We start from the raw sequence: 19,193 nt of genomic DNA on the forward strand, positions 1-19,193 counted from the left end.
GACACATGTTAAAAATCATTTTATGTTCTACTCTATGTATCCTCAGTGGTCATGGCTATGCAGATTTACAGGCACTGGATAATGAAGATTTAAATACAGTGCATGCACAGGCAGGTGCGGATCTCTCTTTATATCTGAGTTTAAACCATAAACAAGACGGCACATATCAATTAACTGATCTTTGTAGTACAACAGGTTCAACCTACGAACAATGCCGTTTAGGATTGGCATTTAATAGCCGTTATCATAATGGTGAATATGTTGATCGGGAGGGAAATGTACACAATGCATCAGGAGCAATAATTACAGGAAGTGCAATTGAAGGGCGAAAATTGTGGCTAGTGATGAAAGGCTTACAGGGAACAATTGATCTACAGCATGTTGGGCTAGATGGTACAGATTTAACCTATACCGAAAAAGGCGGATCACAAACCATAGTCAAATCTGCCATTCAACTCAGTTTTGATCCTCAAAGACCTATTGTGATTCGTAATTTTGGTTTTGAGTCATTGTCCGTTGAGATGGATTCTGCTGTGGAAACAAATGCGGCAAACATCCCAGGTTATTGGCAAAAAAATACATCGGGAACAGGTCTGAATAAACTTACAAATGGAAAATATGATTATTCAACTCCGGTTACGGTAGGTGGCTTAACTTATAATAGTGACTCATTTGATCATGGCCGTGAAGTTGGATTCACTGGAATGCTTATGAATGCCAATCTGGTGATGAATGGCACAATAAAAGTTTTTGGCTGTGATGGATCACATCCACGTTGTTAAGCGTTAAAGATCAGGAGTAGGGATAATGAAAAATAGAAATGATAAAAAAAATAAGCTAGATTTAAGATTAAATCCTTTGGTGTTAAGTGTGTTGTTGATTGCACAGAATAGTTATGCAATGCAGGCTCTAGATGATCATGACTTAAGTGCAGCAAATGCTCAAGAGGGAGTTTATATTGAAACAACCTATAATGCTTTGGCGCTTGACAATTTATATTGGGAGGATCAGGCAGGAAGTGCAAATGGTGAAAAAGCATTAAGAATATCTGCTGAAAACATAAAAGTTGGTAAGAATAAACCTACTGATGTGCTTGGAACTAGTTACCAAATACAGATGGGCAGCAATGCAGATAAAGCAGGGCTAGATTTAAAGTTAAGCAGTAATCATTCATTGATTGAAATCGAAAATTTTAAAATTTGTGATACAGCAAGTACTGTGACTTGTTCACCTGAAATTGGTTCTTTAGGTATTCAATCTACAGAAGCTGTTACGGTACATTTTAAAACAGAAGATGGTTTATTTAATAGTACCAGTCCTGTTGAGCTGGAATTGGGATTAAAAAATATAAATATTTATTTGGGACAAGAAAACTTTAGTGTGGCAAATACCCTCAACCAACTGGTTTTGAGAAATTTTAACTTTAATTTTAAAGGTCGGGGCACAATGGAGATTGATGCGATTAAAGGTTTATACATTGCCACAGGAGCAGATGGTTATGTGGATTTTAATCGGGTTAATGATACAGGCATATTTACAACAGCACAGTTAGGCACATATTCCGAGGCAGGTCAACCGACTAATGCTGGTTTGAATCTTGAATTTATGCTGAAGAAAGATGTAGCAGATGCTTCTCCCTATCTAATGGATAGCTATAATGCTCCAGCGAATGCAACAGGTTTGATTCGAGTAGGTGCCAGCGGACGTATGGTTAATGGTTATTTACAATTACGCGGCACAGACGCAAATGATAGTGGTTTGACTGCACCCTCTGGATATGCAACCGATAATACAAATATTTTAGGATTTGCCGATAATAATAACAGTAACCCTAGTGTGATTGGGAGTACAGGTATTGGTTTTCGTATGCGGGGTGAATTTACTAATCAAAATGATGCAGGTTCTGGTGGAGATTTAACTCAAAACAGTGTGCGTCCGGTAGGAAGCAAAACTTCATTGGAAATAGGAGGGGCAGGACTAAATACTTATGGTTTTGAATTTACCAATTTAACGGCATTACGTTCTGATTTATCTAATCGGGCTTATTTTGACAGTGGTAATGTTTATATTAATCTGACTGATACCAAAACTTTATTAATGCCATATAACTATGTGTTTCAAACCAGTCGCTTTGGTGGAGCTAGTGATCATTTGACCAACGATGTTGATTATCAACAAAATATCCATACAGGAACTGGAGCAAATCCCTATGCACTTGTTGCAGCAATTCGTGGTGCAGAGTTTCAGGCAATTTCACGGCAAGGCCGCTTTACCAATAGTGCTGGTGTAGTAGCAAGTGATCGGATTGATGACTCGTCTAATAACGAATGGGGATTGGCGCTGCCTTTTTATAATCTTAATGCCAATATGGCAATATATGGTTCGACCACTGATGCAAATACTATTCATTACTATACGACCAATGGAATTAAAACAGCAGTTGGTGTAGCAGGTGCAGCACAGCGACTGGGTTTTTCTTTAGCCATGAGTACAGAAGGTATTGATAAAGATGCTTCAAACAATGCCATAGGCGATAAAACAACTTCTATTTTAGTCATTGATGGTGGTAATAATCCAAGAACAGACACACCAACCGATTATTATATGGGCCTCAGAAATGTAGATATGTTACTTAATGGTACGGGTAGCATTGGCGTTGAAAACGGTAGTTTGAATATCGCATTACCTAATGTTCTAATTGTCATGGCTGGAGAAGTTGCAGCAGGTTATTTGCCGGGAGCTGCTTATAAAACTTGTCCAGTTAATGCAGTTCGATGTGCTGCACCGACGGATAATTTTGCTAAAAAAGATGATGTATTGTTCGGATTAAAACTGAGGTTAGGTGGCGATATGAGTTTTTCACTGATTCCAAATAGTGAGATACAAAAAATTGCCGGAATAAATGTGGGCAGTCGTTTAAATATTGTTGGTGAAGTTGCTCTGAATGAGGCAAGTAAAAATACCATTCAAATCAGTGATCCTGCTGATGGTTCTATTTTGGGACTGGATAATCTTACAGGTAAGATTGGCTTTAATAATGCAATTGTGATTGATCGTTATAGTGCTCTAGATAATCGTGGTGTGGTTGGCTTCCATGCAGAATTACATTTTAATCCAGAAGGTAATCAGGCAGGTGTATTTAGAGCTAAAGATATAAATTTCTATCCTGAAATGGGTGCTGGGCAACGATTGGGTGAGATTGCATTGACAGGTGGCACATTAAATAGCCGTTTTAATATTGTGCCCCGGAATTAAATAAGGATATTACTATGATAAAGTTAAGTTATCTCAGTTTAGGGCTGGTCATGTTGGCAAGTGGCTACAGTTATGCTGACACTGAATATTATGAGCATCGTATGATCTCTGATTCTTTATCGACGTCTACAATGGTAAGTCTTACAGATGATGAGTTAGAGCAAACACAGGGACAGGCACTGTTTAATTTATCTTATCTGGCACCTGGTCAGGCAACTAATCCCTATAATTCAAGTAATGGTAATATTGGTTTTTACACGCTTGGGATTGAAGCAGAAGTTGCGATTAATGCCAATATTAAAAACTTACAACTCGGTTGTGGTGGCGTAAATGGTGCTGGTGGTTGTGATGTAGAAATTCAAAATTTTTCATTGGGTTGTATTGCCAATAGTTCGGGTGTTTGTGTTTCTCTACCAACCAATACGACAGGCACAGCCACTAATAATCCGGCAAGCCATACCACGATTAGCTCCACTGTTACAGATTTAGCCGCTAATCAACAACAATTAAAAGATTTTGTATTGACTAATCCCTTTTATCAATTTGCGATTCGTAATCCAGATAATGCCGCAACTCGTGAAGTTGTGGGAATACGTATTGGTGCAGCAAATGCTGAAGGGCCCATGAGTTTTAATGATATTATTACTTTCTCTGGCTATCTATCGGGAATAGCAAATATCACCATGCAGGGGCAAACCAATACGGCCTTAACATCAACAACAGGTTATGCTCCTAATGGATCTACAACCCCTGCATATGATTATAATCTGGGTCTAAGTAATTGGTGTCTTGTAAGCGTTATTTTTTGTGTAGCGCAGGCAGATCAATATCAAGTGAAATTTGATGGTCAAAGCCGTATGTGGGCAGTGGATAATAGTGGCAATCGTTTTACACAAGCCTATATTAGAGATACAGATTTACAGAGTGTCGTTCGTGGGGTCGTCGATTCTGTCGAAATTGTAAGAACATATAACGCATTAGGTACAACAATTGGTAATGCAGTTTTAGGTTTAATAAGTGATAATGTCTATGACCGGATTATTGGTCAGCTTGCTACAGGTCTTGGTATATCAGTAGCCGAAATACCGGGTTATAATATTCCTTATAATTTAAGTAATGTCGGTTCACTGGATATTAATTCTCCTGCATTTGGGATTACACTTCAATCACAAGATCTATATTATCCTGGGTATTTTAAATATGATGCAGCTGGAAATGCAACCACGACACGGGTGACAATGACAAAAGGCTGGGCAATGAATTTACCTGCTGCATTTGAATTAATGATTAGTCAGCCTATGAGTGAGTTTACAAATAATATTTTAAGTGGGAGTGCTGCTCAGGGTAATATTGTAGGATTGCCTGCTCCCTACCGTAACTGCTGGGGCAATGTGAAGTTTTGTTAATTTGTGGTTTTCCAGAGCAGTCGAAAGGCTGCTTTTTTTATAGAGCATAAAGAATATATGCCAGTTGAATTTTTATATGCTCCATTTCCATAGCATATAAGTTCTGCCGAATAAAAATAATTCACATTGAATCGCCATTTTCTTAAGGTATACTTTTTAATAAGTCAAAGACGAGCGTGATAACAATATGAATATTGCAAAGAAATACCAACCAATAAATGAGCAGGATTATCTTGAAGGCGAATTAATCTCGGATGTGCGTCATGAATATATTAATGGTGACGTTTATGCCATGGTTGGTGCACATAGAGACCACAATCGTATTACTGGAGAAGTATTCAGGATTTTTGCAAATCACTTATTGAATTGGCCATGTCAGCCTTATGCTTCCGATATGAAAGTTAAAATAGACAAAAACTATTTCTATCCTGATGTGATGGTCGATTGTAGTGGTGAGGAGCAGGATTATTACACAGAATATCCGACGATCATTGTTGAGGTTTTATCCAAATCTACACGACAGCATGATAAAACATTGAAGCGTCAAGCATATTTCCAAATTTCAACCTTAAAAGAATATGTATTGATTGAGCAGAGTTTTGTTGAAATTGAATTTTGGTCTAAAGATGAGCAAGGAATCTGGCAGCAGTCTGTTTACTATTTGGGTGATGAAGTGCCTTTTTCATCTATTGGCTTAAAGGTACAGGTTGAAGAGATTTATCGAAATGTCCAAAATGAAGATATGCTGGCTTGGTTAGAGAAAAAACAACAAGATCAAGCCGAGCAAGAATAAAATATTATCCCCAGATATTAAAATCTGAGGATAAATAAAGATTCAATCTCAAAAGTCTTTAAGCTTTGAGTTTTTCAAATAACTCATCTTTGCTTAAATTCACTGATTCTGCATCACGACGGCCTTTATATTCAAAGGTACCCGCTGCAAGCCCTTTATCACCAATCACAATACGATGCGGAATACCGGTTAATTCAAGATCAGAGAATTTGACGCCGGGACGTTCATTACGGTCATCGAGAAGCACATCAAAACCCTTGGCACTGAGTTCTGCATACAACTCCTCTGCGGCTTGTAGTGTAGCAGGGGATTTATGCGCATTCATAGGCACAATGGCAATTTCAAACGGTGCGATGGTTTGTGGGAAAATAATGCCTTTTTCATCGTAGTTTTGTTCAATTGCCGCAGCCACGACACGGGTGACACCAATACCATAACAGCCCATGGTAACAGTTAATGGTTTACCATCTTCTCCCAATACGGTACAACCTAATGCTTCAGAATATTTTTGACCGAGCTGGAAGATATGCCCGACTTCAATCCCACGTTTGATTTGCAGGGTGCCTTTGCCATCAGGTGAAAGATCACCTTCTACCACATTGCGCAGATCATAAACTTCGGTGAATAGCGCATCACGTTCCCAGTTTACGCCAGTGGCATGCTGGTCTTTGTTATTTGCACCGGCAATAAAATCTGATAAAACTGACGCTGCACGGTCAACGATGACAGGAATATTTTTTTCTACCAAGCCTTGTGGGCCGATAAAACCAGCGTTAAGGTCAAGTGTCTGAAGCTGTTCATCGGTTGCAAAGGTTAGCGGCGCTGCAACCAGTGGATGGTGTTCTGCTTTAATTTCGTTGAGTTCATGATCACCGCGCAGGAACAGGGCAATTACAGGGGTATTGCCTTGTTCATCGGCAATACCTTGTACTAGTAACGCCTTAACCGACTGTTTAGGATCTGCATTTAAGAACTGACATACATCTGCAATGGTTTTTTGATTAGGTGTATCTACAATTGTAAGTGCCTGAGTTGGCGCAGCACGTTCACCGACAAAAAGTGCCTCAGCTTTTTCAATATTTGCGGCATAATCGGATTCGGTTGAGAACACGACATCATCTTCACCACTGTCAGCAAGTACCTGAAATTCATGTGAACCTGAACCACCAATTGATCCTGTATCGGCTTGTACCGGACGGAAATCCAGACCTAGTCGATTGAAGATGTTGCAATAGGTTTGATACATCACATCATAGGTTTCTTGTAGGGAAGCCTGATCAATATGAAAAGAATAGGCATCTTTCATGACAAATTCACGGGAACGCATGACACCAAAACGTGGTCGTACTTCATCACGGAATTTAGTCTGAATTTGATAAAAATTCATGGGTAATTGTTTGTAGCTTTTGAGCTCATTACGGGCAAGATCGGTAATGACTTCCTCATGTGTTGGACCGAGCACAAATGGATTGCCATGACGATCTTTAAAGCGTAGCAGTTCTGGGCCATATTGTTCAAAACGACCAGATTCTTCCCACAGACTTGCCGGCTGTGTCACAGGCATAAAGACTTCAAGTGCGCCGGAACGGTTCATTTCCTCACGGATAATCGCTTCAACTTTGTTGAGTACACGTACCCCCATGGGTAACCACGTATATAAACCTGACGCAAGTTTACGTATCATGCCAGCTCTTAACATGAGTTGATGCGAAATGACTTCGGCATCATTTGGTGTTTCTCTTAAAGTTGCAAATAAAAAGCGACTCGCGCGCATGGATCATGTTCCTGATAGCTAGAGTGAAAGTGAGCATTATACGTCAAAAAATATCCTTACAATAAAATGTTAGGACTAAAATTGTTGACGATTGCCTTTTATGCTAAATATGCTGTAAGGAAATACTTTTAAATTTAGGGTGGCGATAATGAGCGTTGTAGAAATGATCTATCAGCACAGTTTGCATCTGTCTGAAGAAGAAGCAAAACAGGCTTTAGCGTTTATCCTGTTTCTGGAACAGCGGTCGATGAATCATGAACAAACTCAAAAAGTTGTGAGTGACTTAAAAGAAAAATTAGAAATTGATGAAGAGCTTTTGCATCAGCATGAAATAGAACAGGATTTCTGGTTGGCCACCGGAATATGGCAAGACCGTGATATAGATGCACATCAGCTTAGACAAGATGCTTGGCAGAGATAATAAGATGATTTTATGTGATACCAATATTTTTATAGAACAATACAAAGGAAATTTGATCATTGTTGATGAACTAAAACAGATAGAGGCAAAAAATATTGCAGTGAGCAGTATTACTTCTGCTGAATTATATTTTGGTGCAAGAAATAAGGTTGAATTATTATTAATTCAACGGCATTTGGCAAGCTTAACGCAAATTCCTTTAAATGAAAGTATTTCAAGATTATTTTGCAGTTGATGCAAAAATATGTCTTGAGCCATAAGTTAAGCTTAGCTGATGCTTTGATTGCCGCAACAGCAATAGAACAAAATATGATACTTTATACATTGAATTATAAGGATTTCCACTTTATTGAAGGAATAAAGTTGTACAAATCATAAGATGATAATCTGTACAACAAAATTAGGCAGACATCTTTCTTATGAATCGCATTGTCAGATTCTTTAAATCATCCAGATAAGTAAATACCACAGGAACCACAATCAAGGTCAAGAGAGTAGACGTTGTTACGCCACCAATGACAGCATGTGCCATTGGCGCACTTTGTTCTCCACCTTCACCTAGACCCAGAGCAAGCGGGATCATACCCATCACCATGGCACTGGTGGTCATAAGAATTGGGCGCAGTCGGGTTTTACCTGCCTGTAGAATCGCTTCATGGCGTTGTGCGCCATGTTCCATGGCTTTTTTGATAAAATCGATAAGTAGAATAGCATTTTTGGTCACTAGACCCATCAGCATGATAATGCCGATAATTGAGAATAAATTCATGGTGCTGTTGAATAAAAATAGTGCCAGAAATACGCCAATTAGTGAAAGCGGTAGTGATGCCATGATGGCTGCCGGATGAATAAAGCTATTAAACTGTGAACCCAACACCATATAGATAAAGATGATGGATAAACTTACCGCAGTAAGGGCGTAACCAGCAGATTCAGCCATATCGGCATTTGCACCCTGAGTGGCAAAGCTATAGCCCGGCGGCAGCTGGAAATTGTTTTGTAGTCTTTCAATATCCTCACCAATATCACCGGCAGGACGCCCGGCGGTATTGGCTTGTACCAAAATTTCCCGGGTCAGATCACGTCTATTAATTTGTGATGCACCCATGATTTCCTGCATACTGGCCACCGCAGATAGCGGAATAAAAGGACTTTGACCTGTTGCATCAACATTATTGGAACGAATAAATAATTTATCCAGATCACTGGGTGAGGTTCGTTCACTGTCTTTTAAACGCAAGTTGACATCATAATTTTCGCCACGCGGATCTTCCCATGTGGTGACATTATCGCCTGCAATCAGTGGTCGCAGTGTGGTGGCAATTTCGTTGACGGACAATCCTAAATCATTTGCCAGTTTACGATGAATCTCCAGTGTTAGCGTTGGTTTAGGTTCGCCGAGTGAGCTTTCCAGATCAACCAGACCTTCAATTTTTTGCATTTCCAGCATAAAGCGATCGGAGATTTTTTGTAATTCATTCAGATCCGGACCTTTGATTGAAATCATGATGGGTTTTTGTCCACCTGATACTGTTTCATCCGCAGATGCAATAGAAGTTACGCTAATGCCTGCCACATTACTTAAACGATCACGAAAAATATTACTGATATCCGTCAGTGTTTCGCTGCGTTCCTGCCTTGGTGTTAAGCGGACCAGAATATTGACTTTATTTTTCCCTCGATCAGTTACGGGATTGACCACACCATAGGTGGCAGTGACGTGCGGATATTGTCGCAGAATCGATTCGACTTGTTTCAGTTTTGCATCTGTATAGAAGAGTGATGCATCAACGGGTGTTTCAAATTTAACAGTGATTTCGCCCTTGTCCGGCGTAGGAACAAACTCGGTCCCGATCATTTTTGATAATGCCAATGCACCAAATAACGAAGCCACAGCAATTGCCAGTGTTAAAAACCGAAAATGTAGCGCCCACCTCAGAACTTTTGCATAGACATGACTTAACTGATCAAGTTTGTGTGAGGTCCAGTCAAAAAAGCGTTGCAGAATATTTTTCTTCTTAGGATTTTTATGCTTTTGAGCCCAATGTGCAGACAACATAGGATCAAGGGTAAAACTGACAAACATAGAAATTAGCACTGCTGCACTGACCGTTACCCCAAACTGGTAGAAAAATCGACCGATAATACCGCCCATAAAAGCGACCGGTAAGAATACTGCTACGATGGTTAAAGTGGTTGCCAGTACTGCCAGTCCAATTTCTTTGGTGCCATCCAGTGCTGCGGAGACATGGTCTTTGCCCATTTCGGCATGTCGCACGATATTTTCCCGCACCACAATCGCATCATCAATCAGCAAACCAATGCTGAGAGATAAAGCCAGCAAGGTCATCATATTAATACTAAAACCCAATGCCCAGATAATGGTTAATGTCCCCAGCAAGGCAATGGGTAAGGTCAGACCAGTAATGATAGTTGAACGAATGGAACCAAGGAATAACATGACAATAAATACTGCCAGAATACCGCCTTCGATAATGGTTCTGGCGACATCTTTGATTGATGCACGGATTCCCCTTGAGGTATCGGATACTACGGTCAGAGTGGTTCCTTCGGGTAGTTGGTTTTTAATGGTATCCAGACGTTTATAGAGTGCATCGACAACATTAATTACATTGGCATCAGAATTACGCAAAATATCAACCGAAAGGGCAGCATTGCCATTTAAAAATGCACTGGTTTCTTGTTCTGCTTGACTGTCCTGTATCGTGGCAATCTGATCAAGTGTAATCGCCACACCATTACGATTGGCAACCACCAAGGTATTAAAATCGGCAGGTTGTTTAAATTTGGCCTGAATTTCAACCACCAATTCCCGATTTGCATTGCTTAAAGTGCCACTTGGAATCTGAGTGTTTTCGCTTTGTAATGCTTGTATGACCTGATTGATACCAATTCCGTAACTTTGCATACGCATTGGATCAATTTCTATTCGAATCTGACGTTTTATATCGCCCATCATATCGACACGACCCACGCCAGCGACTGTGCGGAGTTGTGGTAGTAGATATTGATCGACATAATCGCTCAGATCCCGCATGTCCATGTTGTTGGATTCAAATACCACCGACATGATCGGGCTGGCAGATGGGTCATAACGTTCAATCACAGGATCATCGATTTCATCACGGAATTGTGCTGTGATCGGCGCAATTTTATCTCGCATATCCTGCGCCGCAACCGACGAATTCACATCAAGATTAAATTCGGTAACAATGGTGGACAAGCCTTCACTTGAGGTGGAAATGATTTGTTTAACACCCGATAAGGTATTAATTTGCTCCTCAAGTTTTTTGGTAATTTCACTTTCAACCACTTCTGGTGATGCACCAGCATAGGTGGTATGAACTACAACAAACGGAAAATCGACATCCGGAAATTCTTCAACATTCATGCGTTGCCATGATGCAAAGCCAAGCACCAAAAAGCACAGCATCATCATGATCGTGAACACAGGATATTTAATACTTATTCGTGTAAACCACATGATGTTTATCCTTATTTAAATCGACAGCATTCAATGCTGGCAGATATTATTTTTCTATATGAACTGATCTGTTCTGCTGTTGCGGTGTAAATTTAACCAGACTGATCTGATCATCCGCATGCAGACCTTTTACCAATGCCAGCTCCTGTTGCTGATCAAGCTGCACCACATCAATATTGATTCTCTGGATTTTACTGTCCCGTACCACCCAGACAAATGGATTTTTCTGTACATCCTGTACACTGGCAAGCGGGATTAATTGGCCTTCAATATTGCCTTGCTGAATGATCTCACCTTCGACAAAGGCACCAATACTGAGTTGTTTGAGACTGGTTTGAGGTCGGGCAAAAAACTCAATGTTGCGACTGACCGTATCGGCAACCGGAGAAATTCGGCTAATCTGTGCCGGGAACAGGGTAGGATTACCCTGAACACGGAAATGAATTTTTTGTCCCACCGCAATTTTGCCTTGATCACTGGCGGCAAGATTGGCTTTGATTTCAAGTTGGCTAGGATCGACTATATCAAATAGTGTTTGTCCCATGGCAATGGTTTGTCCAACATTGACCTGACGACTGGTAACATAACCTGAAATTGGACTACGGATCACAGCATCCTGTGCTGCTTTGGCTGCGATATCGACATTGGCCTGTTGGGCTTTGACATTTTCTAGCTGTGCCTTATATTCGACTTGGCTTTGTTCCCATTCTAGTTTTGCAATAAAGCCTTGATCAAACAAACGTTTTTTGCGATCTAGCAATGATTTGTCTAAGGTGGCTTGTGCTTTGGCAGCGGCGAGATTGGCTTTTGCCTGTGCCAGTCGTGCAGCATTATCCTGATTATTCAATTCAACCAAGAGCTGACCTTTGTTGACCATTTGCCCGACATCGGCAGAAACCTGCAATACGGTGGCAGACACCTGTGACTGGATACTGGTATGATTTACTGCTTGTATACTGCCGGTAAAATTAGTTTTTTGTTGTAAATACCCTTGTTTGACCGCTACCAGATCTGCCGCAATAATATCAATTGGTGTTGTACTTGAGGTTTTTTCACTCTGTTGTTGTGATGAGCTATCACAGCCCAATAACCCGATACAGAACACTTGAAGGCCAATAAACATGAGTAGAGAATTTATTTTAATGGTTGGACGCATAAAATCGTTCGTAATACATTAATAGAAGAATAACTTCACTATAAAAACTATTCCATTCTTTGTAAACGGCTAATCATGTAATCAAATTGCTGTTCTTGCTTCACATAAGTGCTTTTTAACTGTTCAATGGTACTGCGGGTGTTTTTAATATGAAGGGCATTGTTATCTAAATTTTTTTGTAGTTGTACTGGAACGGATTTCTTATCCAATACATAGTTTGCCCGTTGTTTGAGGTAACTGCTGCGATCTGTTTGCAATTGACGCATTTGTTGGTACTGTTGATCGATTTGCTTTTGCAGTACCGCAAGTGCATCTTTCTTTTTTTGTGTTGCATAGGCAACATTACGATAGGAGCGTTTTAAGACCTGATCTTTTCTGGCCTGTTCCGATTGTATTGCCCGGCTACGCTCCTGCTTAAGATCTGCTTCAACACTATAGGCAGGTACTTTATAAATCACTGCCATATTGTGATCAAGTGCTTCATAACCACGACGGATATGGGTTGGGGAAACATTCTTACTGATTGTTGCCACACCGTTGTTATCATAATAACGGTAATATTGAGTCTTGTGTTTTTGGAGTGGTTCTGCCCATGTATTGCTTGAGAATACATAGCCAAAAATAAATAAAAATAGAACGACTGCTTTTAAAATGACAGTCTGATTTGATAAACAAGATATGTTTTTATTGAGCATCATAAAATTATTTCTAAAGAGATATTTTAATCCTTATATAAGATTGTAAGCGTTTCTTTTTAAAGTCAATCATTATGCGAATAAAATAAGCGGATTTCATCATATTTTAGCGATATTATCAGGCCACATTATTGGCGGCTTAATCACTTTGTTCTCTATCACTATTGTATGGAAAGTCATGTTAAATTTTTACAAAAATAACGAGAGCTGATTCATCAGCCCTCATCTTTCAATGTAGTTAGCTTGATACATATCAAAATCGGGTTGCTAAGCATTGATGCTGAAAAATGAAAACAGACAATAATTTATTATTTTATTCCTGACGAATCCATGTTTGGCTACGCCCGACCACTTCAACCCCGACATAACCACGCATGGTAATACGTGAACCAGTACTGTTAAGTTTAATTTTGCTTTTATAGACTTTGCCATTTAATGGATCTAAAATTGTTCCACCTTCATATTCTAAGTTGTTTTTTGTGGATTTTTTCATATTATTTAAAATGTGTAAGCCTAAGATTGGCTTGTTTTTTAATGTGCCTTTACATTGATCGCATACAGTTTTCGGTGTATAACCGGGACGTGGAATAACTTCAATAATTTTTCCTGTATAGATCCCATTGGCATCTTTGGTAATTTCAATAATTCCTTTACTGAAACCGGTTTTATCATCAATACTGCGCCATGTACCTGTAATATCTTCAGCAGCAAAAACATGACCTGATGCGATAAGTAAACTGCCGAGTAGCAATATACTTTTGAATGCCTTCATTGTACTCATCCTTTAGTAATAAAAAGTCTCAATTTGCGATATTAACTGTTAAATTATTCCGAGTAAATAACAATAATGAGCGAAGATACTATTTTCTTTGCAAAGTTAAAATTCAATGTCACTAATAGTATTCTTCCTATTTAATCAATTCCATATATTTAATTTACATGAATTCTTATTATGAATACTTTCCATTTTTATTGTGATGAATAATTTTTTATTAATTAAAAATGATAAATATTTATCATTTTTAATTGTCACGGCTTATTATTTAAATAAATGAAAAACAATAGGTAGCCAGATTGAGGTGAGGACAGCATTGATTGCCATACCAAAAGCTGCATAGCGTCCGGCAACAAAACCACGTTGCCATGCCTGTACTGTGCCGATTGCATGAGCAGCCAAGCCTAATGCAAGTCCAGAGGCACGTTCATCATTGATATTTCTTAAAATCAATGATGAAAAGGCAGCACCAATCACACCGGATAAAATGACAATTAAAGTGACGAGGGCCAAAGGTGCATGGAGTAGCGTTGCGATATTGAGTGCAACGGGTGTGGTGACTGCACGGGTTGCAAAGGCTAAAATTGTAGGTTCTGAGAGATGTAATAAATACGCCAACCCCATAGGCAGAGCAACAGCACTGATGCTGGCAAAGACTAGAATGGCAATCATGGGTTTGAGGGGTAAATCATCGAGACGCATTGCAGCCAGAGGGATGGCCAATGCAACAGTGACATAACCCAATAGACGACTGAATAATGGTTCTACATGCCCCATATAATCATTGTAGTTCCATGAACATAACCACAATAAAATAATTAACCAAATGGTGGCTAAAACAATAAGCGGCACTTTAGGAATATATTTATAGGTCAATTTGCCCATAAAATAAGCCAGTAAAGTGACTAAAAAACCAATCAGAACCATCAGGCTATCAGGTGCGTGATCAAACATGGTGATATATCCCTATTTTATTTATTCCAGATGTATTTATAACCAGCGTTTGGCAAGTTTTGCATAGATCCAAAGCGGGACCAAGGTACTAAACACCATGACAAACAGAAATAGGGGAATTTCTTCTCCCATCACAACTAGCATTAAGATTGACCCCCCTGCAATGGGTAAGAATGCCAATGCACTTTCCCGCATCAGATATGCATTGGCATCAATCATGCGTAATGGAATGGCTCCAAATCTGCGAACCAGAATCAGACCGATCAATAATAGTCCTAGACCGATTAAATTTCCGAGTTCGGGATGACCAAACAAAGACATTAACCAGACTGAAAATTCACGTACCACAATAATGAGTAGAATGGTCAGCAATAATGCAGACCAGTCAAATTTAGTCTTCATAAGAATAACCCTGATGCCTGGTTTTAAATCCTGACATCTGTTGTTGTATTCACTTTAAGGCATTAAAGTTTGTTCAAAGGCTTCTAGCTCAGGTTTAAATTGTGCTGCCTGTTCACCTAAAATGCTGTCCAGATCAAAATGATTTTGACCAATAAGTTGCAACAGTTTTTCTGCTGCCATACGCACGGTCAAATGCAGTCTTCCTTGATCATCATAATGTTCGGATTGAATCACCTGTAGGTGATGGAGTTGACTATGTAATTTGCCATGTTGTGACGTCAAACATAGGTTGAACTGCTGCAATTGCCCGAGTAGGGCTTCCTGTACAGCCTGACGTAATAAATCTAGTCCTTGTCCTGTATGTGCTGAGACAAAAACACGATCTGGCACATGCGGTTTGGCATAGACAATTTTTGCTTCATCACCAGATAAATCAATCTTATTATAAATGCGTAAAATTGCAATATCTGCGCCGATTTCTTTAAGTACGGTTTCTACAGCTTCAATTTGCTCAAGCATATCGGGACTACTGGCATCAATCACGTGTAGCAGTAAAGTTGCTTCCAGTGTTTCTTCCAATGTTGCTCGAAATGAATCGACCAGTGAGTGGCGCAGATCTTTAATAAAACCAACGGTATCGGCCAGAATTACAGGTCCCAAACCTGCCCATTCTACACGGCGCAAGGTCGGATCAAGTGTGGCGAACAGTTGATTGGCTGCATACACATCGCTTTGTGCCAATGTGTTAAACAAGGTGGACTTTCCGGCATTGGTGTAACCCACCAGAGACACGGTAGGAATCGCAGCTTTTTGCCGTGCAGCACGACCCTGTAGACGGGTCTGGCGGACTTTTTGCAATTTGTCTTTAAGTTGCGTCATCCTGACTCGAATCAGTCGACGGTCTGTTTCCAGTTGCGATTCACCGGGTCCGCGTAAACCAATTCCACCTTTTTGTTGTTCCATTGTGCCCCAACCACGCACCAATCGACTGGCCAGATGCTGTAACTGTGCCAGTTCAACCTGTAACTTCCCTTCGTGTGTACGTGCCCGTTGTGCAAAGATGTCCAGAATTAATCCTGTACGATCAATCACACGACATTTCAGGATTTTTTCCAGATTACGTTCCTGTGCTGGGGAGAGGGTATGATCAAAAATGACCAGTTGAATATCGTGTTCTTGAACCAATGCTGCAATTTCTTCAGCTTTTCCAGAACCAATAAAGCTTTTGGGATCTGGCCGTTGTCGTTGTGTGGTAATGTGGTCAAACAGCGTTGCACCAGCAGATTGTGCCAGTAAGGCAAATTCTTCGGCATCCAGATCATTTAGAATGTGAACATTCACACTGACCAGTAATGTCAGTTCCTTATTTTGTTGTGGTTCAAAAGATTGCACGTAATTGTATTCTCCATCAATTGAAACACCATTGTAGGAAAATTTTACTGCAACTGCATTTTTTTATTGTTAAGTGTTACGCACAGTGGCGCCAAATAAGAAAATAAAATGATAAAACTGGAATATTCGGAACTTTAATAAAATGAAAAAATAGATTATGTTTAGCGACTAAGCTAAAGTAAGAGCGAACAACAACATGACGGTTCAGTCTGTACCCATGACAGAAAAACATATTCCACATCGAAATGCTTTATCGAAATTCTTTCTTTACAGTAAAAAAACTGCACATGTTTTAACCGTGGTGAGTGAAGGTTTTTATTTGATTTTTAGACATCAATTATATAAGCAACCCAATAACCCGGAAAATACTCGTTATGTGCAATACTTTTGCCGTCGTCTGGGTGAAGTATTTAATGTAAAAGTTCAGGTACATGGACACATTCCACGGCATACTGCACTTTGGGCCAGTAATCATATCTCTTGGCTAGATGTGGCGGTCTTGGGTACAGGGGCGCGGGTATTTTTTTTGGCAAAAGCAGAAGTTCAATCCTGGCCAATCCTGGGTAAACTCGCAGCGTGGGGCGGAACTTTGTTTATCCGTCGTGGATCAGGTGATTCAGCGAAAATTCGTGAACAAATAGCATCATTTTTAAAACAGGGGATTCCAGTTTTATTTTTTCCGGAAGCGACCACCAGCGATGGCCGTTCAATTAAAAAAGTCCATGGCAAATTATTGGGTGCAGCGATTGAAGCCAATAAGCCGGTACAAATCTGCCTGATCTGCTATGTCAATGCACAAGGTGAACTGGATCATGTCGTGCCATTTATCGATGATCAGACCTTTATCGAGAATATTGCCCATGTGTTACAGATGGAGCAAGTAACTGCACATCTGGTTGCATTACCTTCAATTGATCCTACAGGTCATACGTTGGAAAGTTTAAGTACACAAGTACAACAGCAAATGACTGAAGGTTTGGCGCAACTGCATCGCACAGTATTATTGCCTTAAGGCTGATGAGGATTTTTTCTCAGGCGTTTTAATGCTCCAATCACGCATTGCTGAACTATGTTTTAGGATTACATTTGTTTTTCAATGGGCAATAATGAAAGCAGTTTTAAACCGATATTTTGCCACCATTTCAATTGTGGCTCCTTGTGGTAAATTGTAATGTCTTGATCAATCTGTTTTTTCCAGATCAGTTTACCTTTTTCATCGAGTTCAACTTGATAAGCATATTTTAATAAATCGTCATTCATACTCTGATGAATGGCTTTGGCAAGATTAGGGCTGTCCAGCACCACGCCAATTTCGGTATTGAGATAAACCGATCGTTGGTCAAAATTAAAAGAACCAATAAACACCTGTTGATTGTCCAGCGTCATAAATTTTGCATGCAGACTGCTACGGCTCAAGCCGGTACGGTTAAATGTACGCTCTCCAAATAATTGGCTACGATCACTTCGGGTCAAGGACATGGGCAAAACCGGTAAAAACTCATAAAGCTGTATACCATCTTGCAAAAGTCTTTTGCGATATTTGGCATAAAAGGCATGAACGACCGGAACATCATTGGCTTTAAAGGAATTGGTTAATACCCGAATATCTACCCCTTGATCGGCCAATTGTTTTAATACCTCAAGATTTTTTTCATTGGGAACAAAATAGGCTGAAACCAGATCGACATGCTGTTGCGGATGATTGAGAATATTGGCAAGCTGAAAATTTAGATGCTGTTCCTGCGGCGTATCTTTATTAATTTTATCTGCTGAATCCTTGACCAATACCGCATTGACCCATTCCAGCTTCAAATTTTGATTAAACCAATGATCGAAAGAAAGTGATGAGGACAGAATATTTAGATCATCTTGTACATTACTTTTAAACCAGTTGGCTTCGAGTTGTTTGCGTAAACTTTGATAGCTTAGTCGATGCCGATACGTTTTGGCGACCTGTGTGATCGGATAGGCATAGTCGTGATTCCAGTATTCATCGAATGAGTCGCTGATTTCCCCAACAGTTTGCCCGACCAGTACCACATCCATATCGGAAAACTGGAAATTATCGCCAACATTATAATATTGGTTACTCATGTTGCGCCCGCCAATTAATGCCACCTCATGATCGCTGATAAAGGTCTTGTTGTGCATGCGGCGGGTAATACGGTTAAAGTCCAGCATAATATCCAGCGCCCGAAGACGACGGAATTTATAAGGATTAAAGACTCGGATCTGAATATTCGGATGTTGTGACATGGCCAGATAGGCGCCTTCCAGCCCTTTGGAATTATTATCATCAATCAAGAGACGAACTTTTACACCACGATCAGCAGCACGTAAAATTGCTTCCAGTGCTAATGCCCCGACTTTGTCGTTGTCCCAGATGTAATATTGCAGATCAAGGGTTTTTTCTGTTTTTTCAATCAATTGCAATCTGGTGGTAAGTGCTTCGTTGGGATCGTAAAGCACATGGAAACCGGTTAAATCGGGATGTTGTTGTTTTAGTGGTTCAAATAAGGTCGACAGATAAGTATGCGAGGTATCGAATTGTGAGGTATATGTTGGCGTTACGGATTGTCGCTGTGGTAATGTTGAGCAGGCCTGTAACATGAACAAGCTGCATAATATAAAAAAACGACACAGTAACTTTAAATGCATACGTTAT

Annotated in this window: 16 protein-coding genes; 7 read left to right on the forward strand and 9 right to left on the reverse strand. The window is 39.9% G+C overall.

Features of this window, described 5'->3' with window-relative positions; genetic code table 11:
• Positions 1–5 precede the first annotated feature (5 nt).
• From CRO21_RS03155 to CRO21_RS03170, 4 genes are all read left to right on the forward strand, one after another.
• Positions 6–782 carry a hypothetical protein gene (locus CRO21_RS03155; protein WP_097077866.1) on the forward strand — a complete coding sequence of 259 codons (777 nt, stop codon included), beginning with the start codon at positions 6–8 and terminating at the stop codon, positions 780–782.
• Between the two features lie 25 nt (positions 783–807).
• The gene (locus tag CRO21_RS03160; RefSeq protein ID WP_097077867.1) at positions 808–3,255 is read left to right on the forward strand and encodes a DUF6160 family protein; all 2,448 of its coding nucleotides are present in this window, start codon (positions 808–810) and stop codon (positions 3,253–3,255) included.
• A 14-nt stretch (positions 3,256–3,269) separates the two neighbouring features.
• Positions 3,270–4,661 carry a hypothetical protein gene (locus CRO21_RS03165; RefSeq protein ID WP_097077868.1) on the forward strand — a complete coding sequence of 464 codons (1,392 nt, stop codon included), beginning with the start codon at positions 3,270–3,272 and terminating at the stop codon, positions 4,659–4,661.
• A 187-nt stretch (positions 4,662–4,848) separates the two neighbouring features.
• Positions 4,849–5,454, forward strand: coding sequence for a Uma2 family endonuclease (locus tag CRO21_RS03170; protein WP_097077869.1), 606 nt, complete (start codon positions 4,849–4,851; stop codon positions 5,452–5,454).
• A 58-nt stretch (positions 5,455–5,512) separates the two neighbouring features.
• On the opposite strand, the gene CRO21_RS03175 is transcribed toward CRO21_RS03170, so the two are convergent.
• On the reverse strand, positions 5,513–7,228 hold the full coding sequence (locus tag CRO21_RS03175) for a proline--tRNA ligase (RefSeq protein ID WP_097077870.1): 1,716 nt from the start codon (positions 7,226–7,228) through the stop codon (positions 5,513–5,515).
• Positions 7,229–7,376: 148 nt separating this feature from the next.
• On the opposite strand from CRO21_RS03175, the gene CRO21_RS03180 reads away from it, so the two are divergent.
• Together CRO21_RS03180 and CRO21_RS17605 are read left to right on the forward strand one after the other, a co-directional pair.
• The gene (locus CRO21_RS03180; protein WP_097077871.1) at positions 7,377–7,649 is read left to right on the forward strand and encodes a hypothetical protein; all 273 of its coding nucleotides are present in this window, start codon (positions 7,377–7,379) and stop codon (positions 7,647–7,649) included.
• On the forward strand, positions 7,633–7,884 hold the full coding sequence (locus tag CRO21_RS17605; RefSeq protein ID WP_213064390.1) for a PIN domain-containing protein: 252 nt from the start codon (positions 7,633–7,635) through the stop codon (positions 7,882–7,884). The genes CRO21_RS03180 and CRO21_RS17605 overlap by 17 nt, the downstream gene beginning before the upstream one ends.
• Before the next feature lie 165 nt (positions 7,885–8,049).
• On the opposite strand, the gene CRO21_RS03190 is transcribed toward CRO21_RS17605, so the two are convergent.
• From CRO21_RS03190 to hflX, 7 genes are all read right to left on the reverse strand, one after another.
• Positions 8,050–11,154 (reverse strand): efflux RND transporter permease subunit, encoded by a 3,105-nt coding sequence (locus CRO21_RS03190; RefSeq protein ID WP_097077872.1) that lies wholly within the window; start codon positions 11,152–11,154, stop codon positions 8,050–8,052.
• Between the two features lie 46 nt (positions 11,155–11,200).
• Positions 11,201–12,310, reverse strand: coding sequence for an efflux RND transporter periplasmic adaptor subunit (locus CRO21_RS03195; RefSeq protein ID WP_097077873.1), 1,110 nt, complete (start codon positions 12,308–12,310; stop codon positions 11,201–11,203).
• 47 nt (positions 12,311–12,357) lie between these two features.
• On the reverse strand, positions 12,358–13,008 hold the full coding sequence (locus tag CRO21_RS03200) for a hypothetical protein (RefSeq protein ID WP_097077874.1): 651 nt from the start codon (positions 13,006–13,008) through the stop codon (positions 12,358–12,360).
• A gap of 310 nt (positions 13,009–13,318) precedes the next feature.
• Positions 13,319–13,777 carry a DUF2147 domain-containing protein gene (locus CRO21_RS03205; protein ID WP_097077875.1) on the reverse strand — a complete coding sequence of 153 codons (459 nt, stop codon included), beginning with the start codon at positions 13,775–13,777 and terminating at the stop codon, positions 13,319–13,321.
• Between the two features lie 267 nt (positions 13,778–14,044).
• Positions 14,045–14,734 (reverse strand): LrgB family protein, encoded by a 690-nt coding sequence (locus CRO21_RS03210; protein ID WP_228150345.1) that lies wholly within the window; start codon positions 14,732–14,734, stop codon positions 14,045–14,047.
• Positions 14,735–14,770: 36 nt separating this feature from the next.
• A complete protein-coding gene (locus tag CRO21_RS03215; RefSeq protein WP_097077876.1) occupies positions 14,771–15,136 on the reverse strand; it encodes a hypothetical protein in 366 nt (121 codons plus the stop codon).
• Between the two features lie 54 nt (positions 15,137–15,190).
• The gene (gene hflX / locus CRO21_RS03220; protein ID WP_097077877.1) at positions 15,191–16,528 is read right to left on the reverse strand and encodes a ribosome rescue GTPase HflX; all 1,338 of its coding nucleotides are present in this window, start codon (positions 16,526–16,528) and stop codon (positions 15,191–15,193) included.
• Between the two features lie 196 nt (positions 16,529–16,724).
• On the opposite strand from hflX, the gene CRO21_RS03225 reads away from it, so the two are divergent.
• Positions 16,725–17,540 carry a lysophospholipid acyltransferase family protein gene (locus CRO21_RS03225; RefSeq protein ID WP_097077878.1) on the forward strand — a complete coding sequence of 272 codons (816 nt, stop codon included), beginning with the start codon at positions 16,725–16,727 and terminating at the stop codon, positions 17,538–17,540.
• Between the two features lie 68 nt (positions 17,541–17,608).
• Here CRO21_RS03225 and CRO21_RS03230 read toward each other — a convergent pair whose 3' ends face one another.
• Entirely contained in the window at positions 17,609–19,138 is a 1,530-nt protein-coding gene (locus tag CRO21_RS03230) for a phospholipase D family protein (protein ID WP_171293971.1), read from the reverse strand.
• Between the last annotated feature and the right edge of the window lie 55 nt (positions 19,139–19,193).

The organism is Acinetobacter puyangensis, from assembly GCF_900096995.1.
GTDB lineage: Bacteria > Pseudomonadota > Gammaproteobacteria > Pseudomonadales > Moraxellaceae > Acinetobacter > Acinetobacter puyangensis.

What these genes read in the sequence shown, in the direction of transcription:
- CRO21_RS03155 (WP_097077866.1), top strand. Translation starts at nt 6, where the DNA reads ATGTTAAAAATCATTTTATGTTCTACTCTATGTATCCTCAGTGGTCAT.
- CRO21_RS03190 (WP_097077872.1), bottom strand. Translation starts at nt 11,154, where the DNA reads ATGTGGTTTACACGAATAAGTATTAAATATCCTGTGTTCACGATCATG.
- CRO21_RS03230 (WP_171293971.1), bottom strand. Translation starts at nt 19,138, where the DNA reads ATGTTACAGGCCTGCTCAACATTACCACAGCGACAATCCGTAACGCCA.
- CRO21_RS03195 (WP_097077873.1), bottom strand. Translation starts at nt 12,310, where the DNA reads ATGCGTCCAACCATTAAAATAAATTCTCTACTCATGTTTATTGGCCTT.
- CRO21_RS03205 (WP_097077875.1), bottom strand. Translation starts at nt 13,777, where the DNA reads ATGAAGGCATTCAAAAGTATATTGCTACTCGGCAGTTTACTTATCGCA.
- CRO21_RS03215 (WP_097077876.1), bottom strand. Translation starts at nt 15,136, where the DNA reads ATGAAGACTAAATTTGACTGGTCTGCATTATTGCTGACCATTCTACTC.
- CRO21_RS03160 (WP_097077867.1), top strand. Translation starts at nt 808, where the DNA reads ATGAAAAATAGAAATGATAAAAAAAATAAGCTAGATTTAAGATTAAAT.
- CRO21_RS03170 (WP_097077869.1), top strand. Translation starts at nt 4,849, where the DNA reads ATGAATATTGCAAAGAAATACCAACCAATAAATGAGCAGGATTATCTT.
- CRO21_RS17605 (WP_213064390.1), top strand. Translation starts at nt 7,633, where the DNA reads ATGCTTGGCAGAGATAATAAGATGATTTTATGTGATACCAATATTTTT.
- CRO21_RS03200 (WP_097077874.1), bottom strand. Translation starts at nt 13,008, where the DNA reads ATGATGCTCAATAAAAACATATCTTGTTTATCAAATCAGACTGTCATT.
- CRO21_RS03225 (WP_097077878.1), top strand. Translation starts at nt 16,725, where the DNA reads ATGACGGTTCAGTCTGTACCCATGACAGAAAAACATATTCCACATCGA.
- CRO21_RS03175 (WP_097077870.1), bottom strand. Translation starts at nt 7,228, where the DNA reads ATGCGCGCGAGTCGCTTTTTATTTGCAACTTTAAGAGAAACACCAAAT.
- CRO21_RS03180 (WP_097077871.1), top strand. Translation starts at nt 7,377, where the DNA reads ATGAGCGTTGTAGAAATGATCTATCAGCACAGTTTGCATCTGTCTGAA.
- CRO21_RS03165 (WP_097077868.1), top strand. Translation starts at nt 3,270, where the DNA reads ATGATAAAGTTAAGTTATCTCAGTTTAGGGCTGGTCATGTTGGCAAGT.
- CRO21_RS03210 (WP_228150345.1), bottom strand. Translation starts at nt 14,734, where the DNA reads ATGTTTGATCACGCACCTGATAGCCTGATGGTTCTGATTGGTTTTTTA.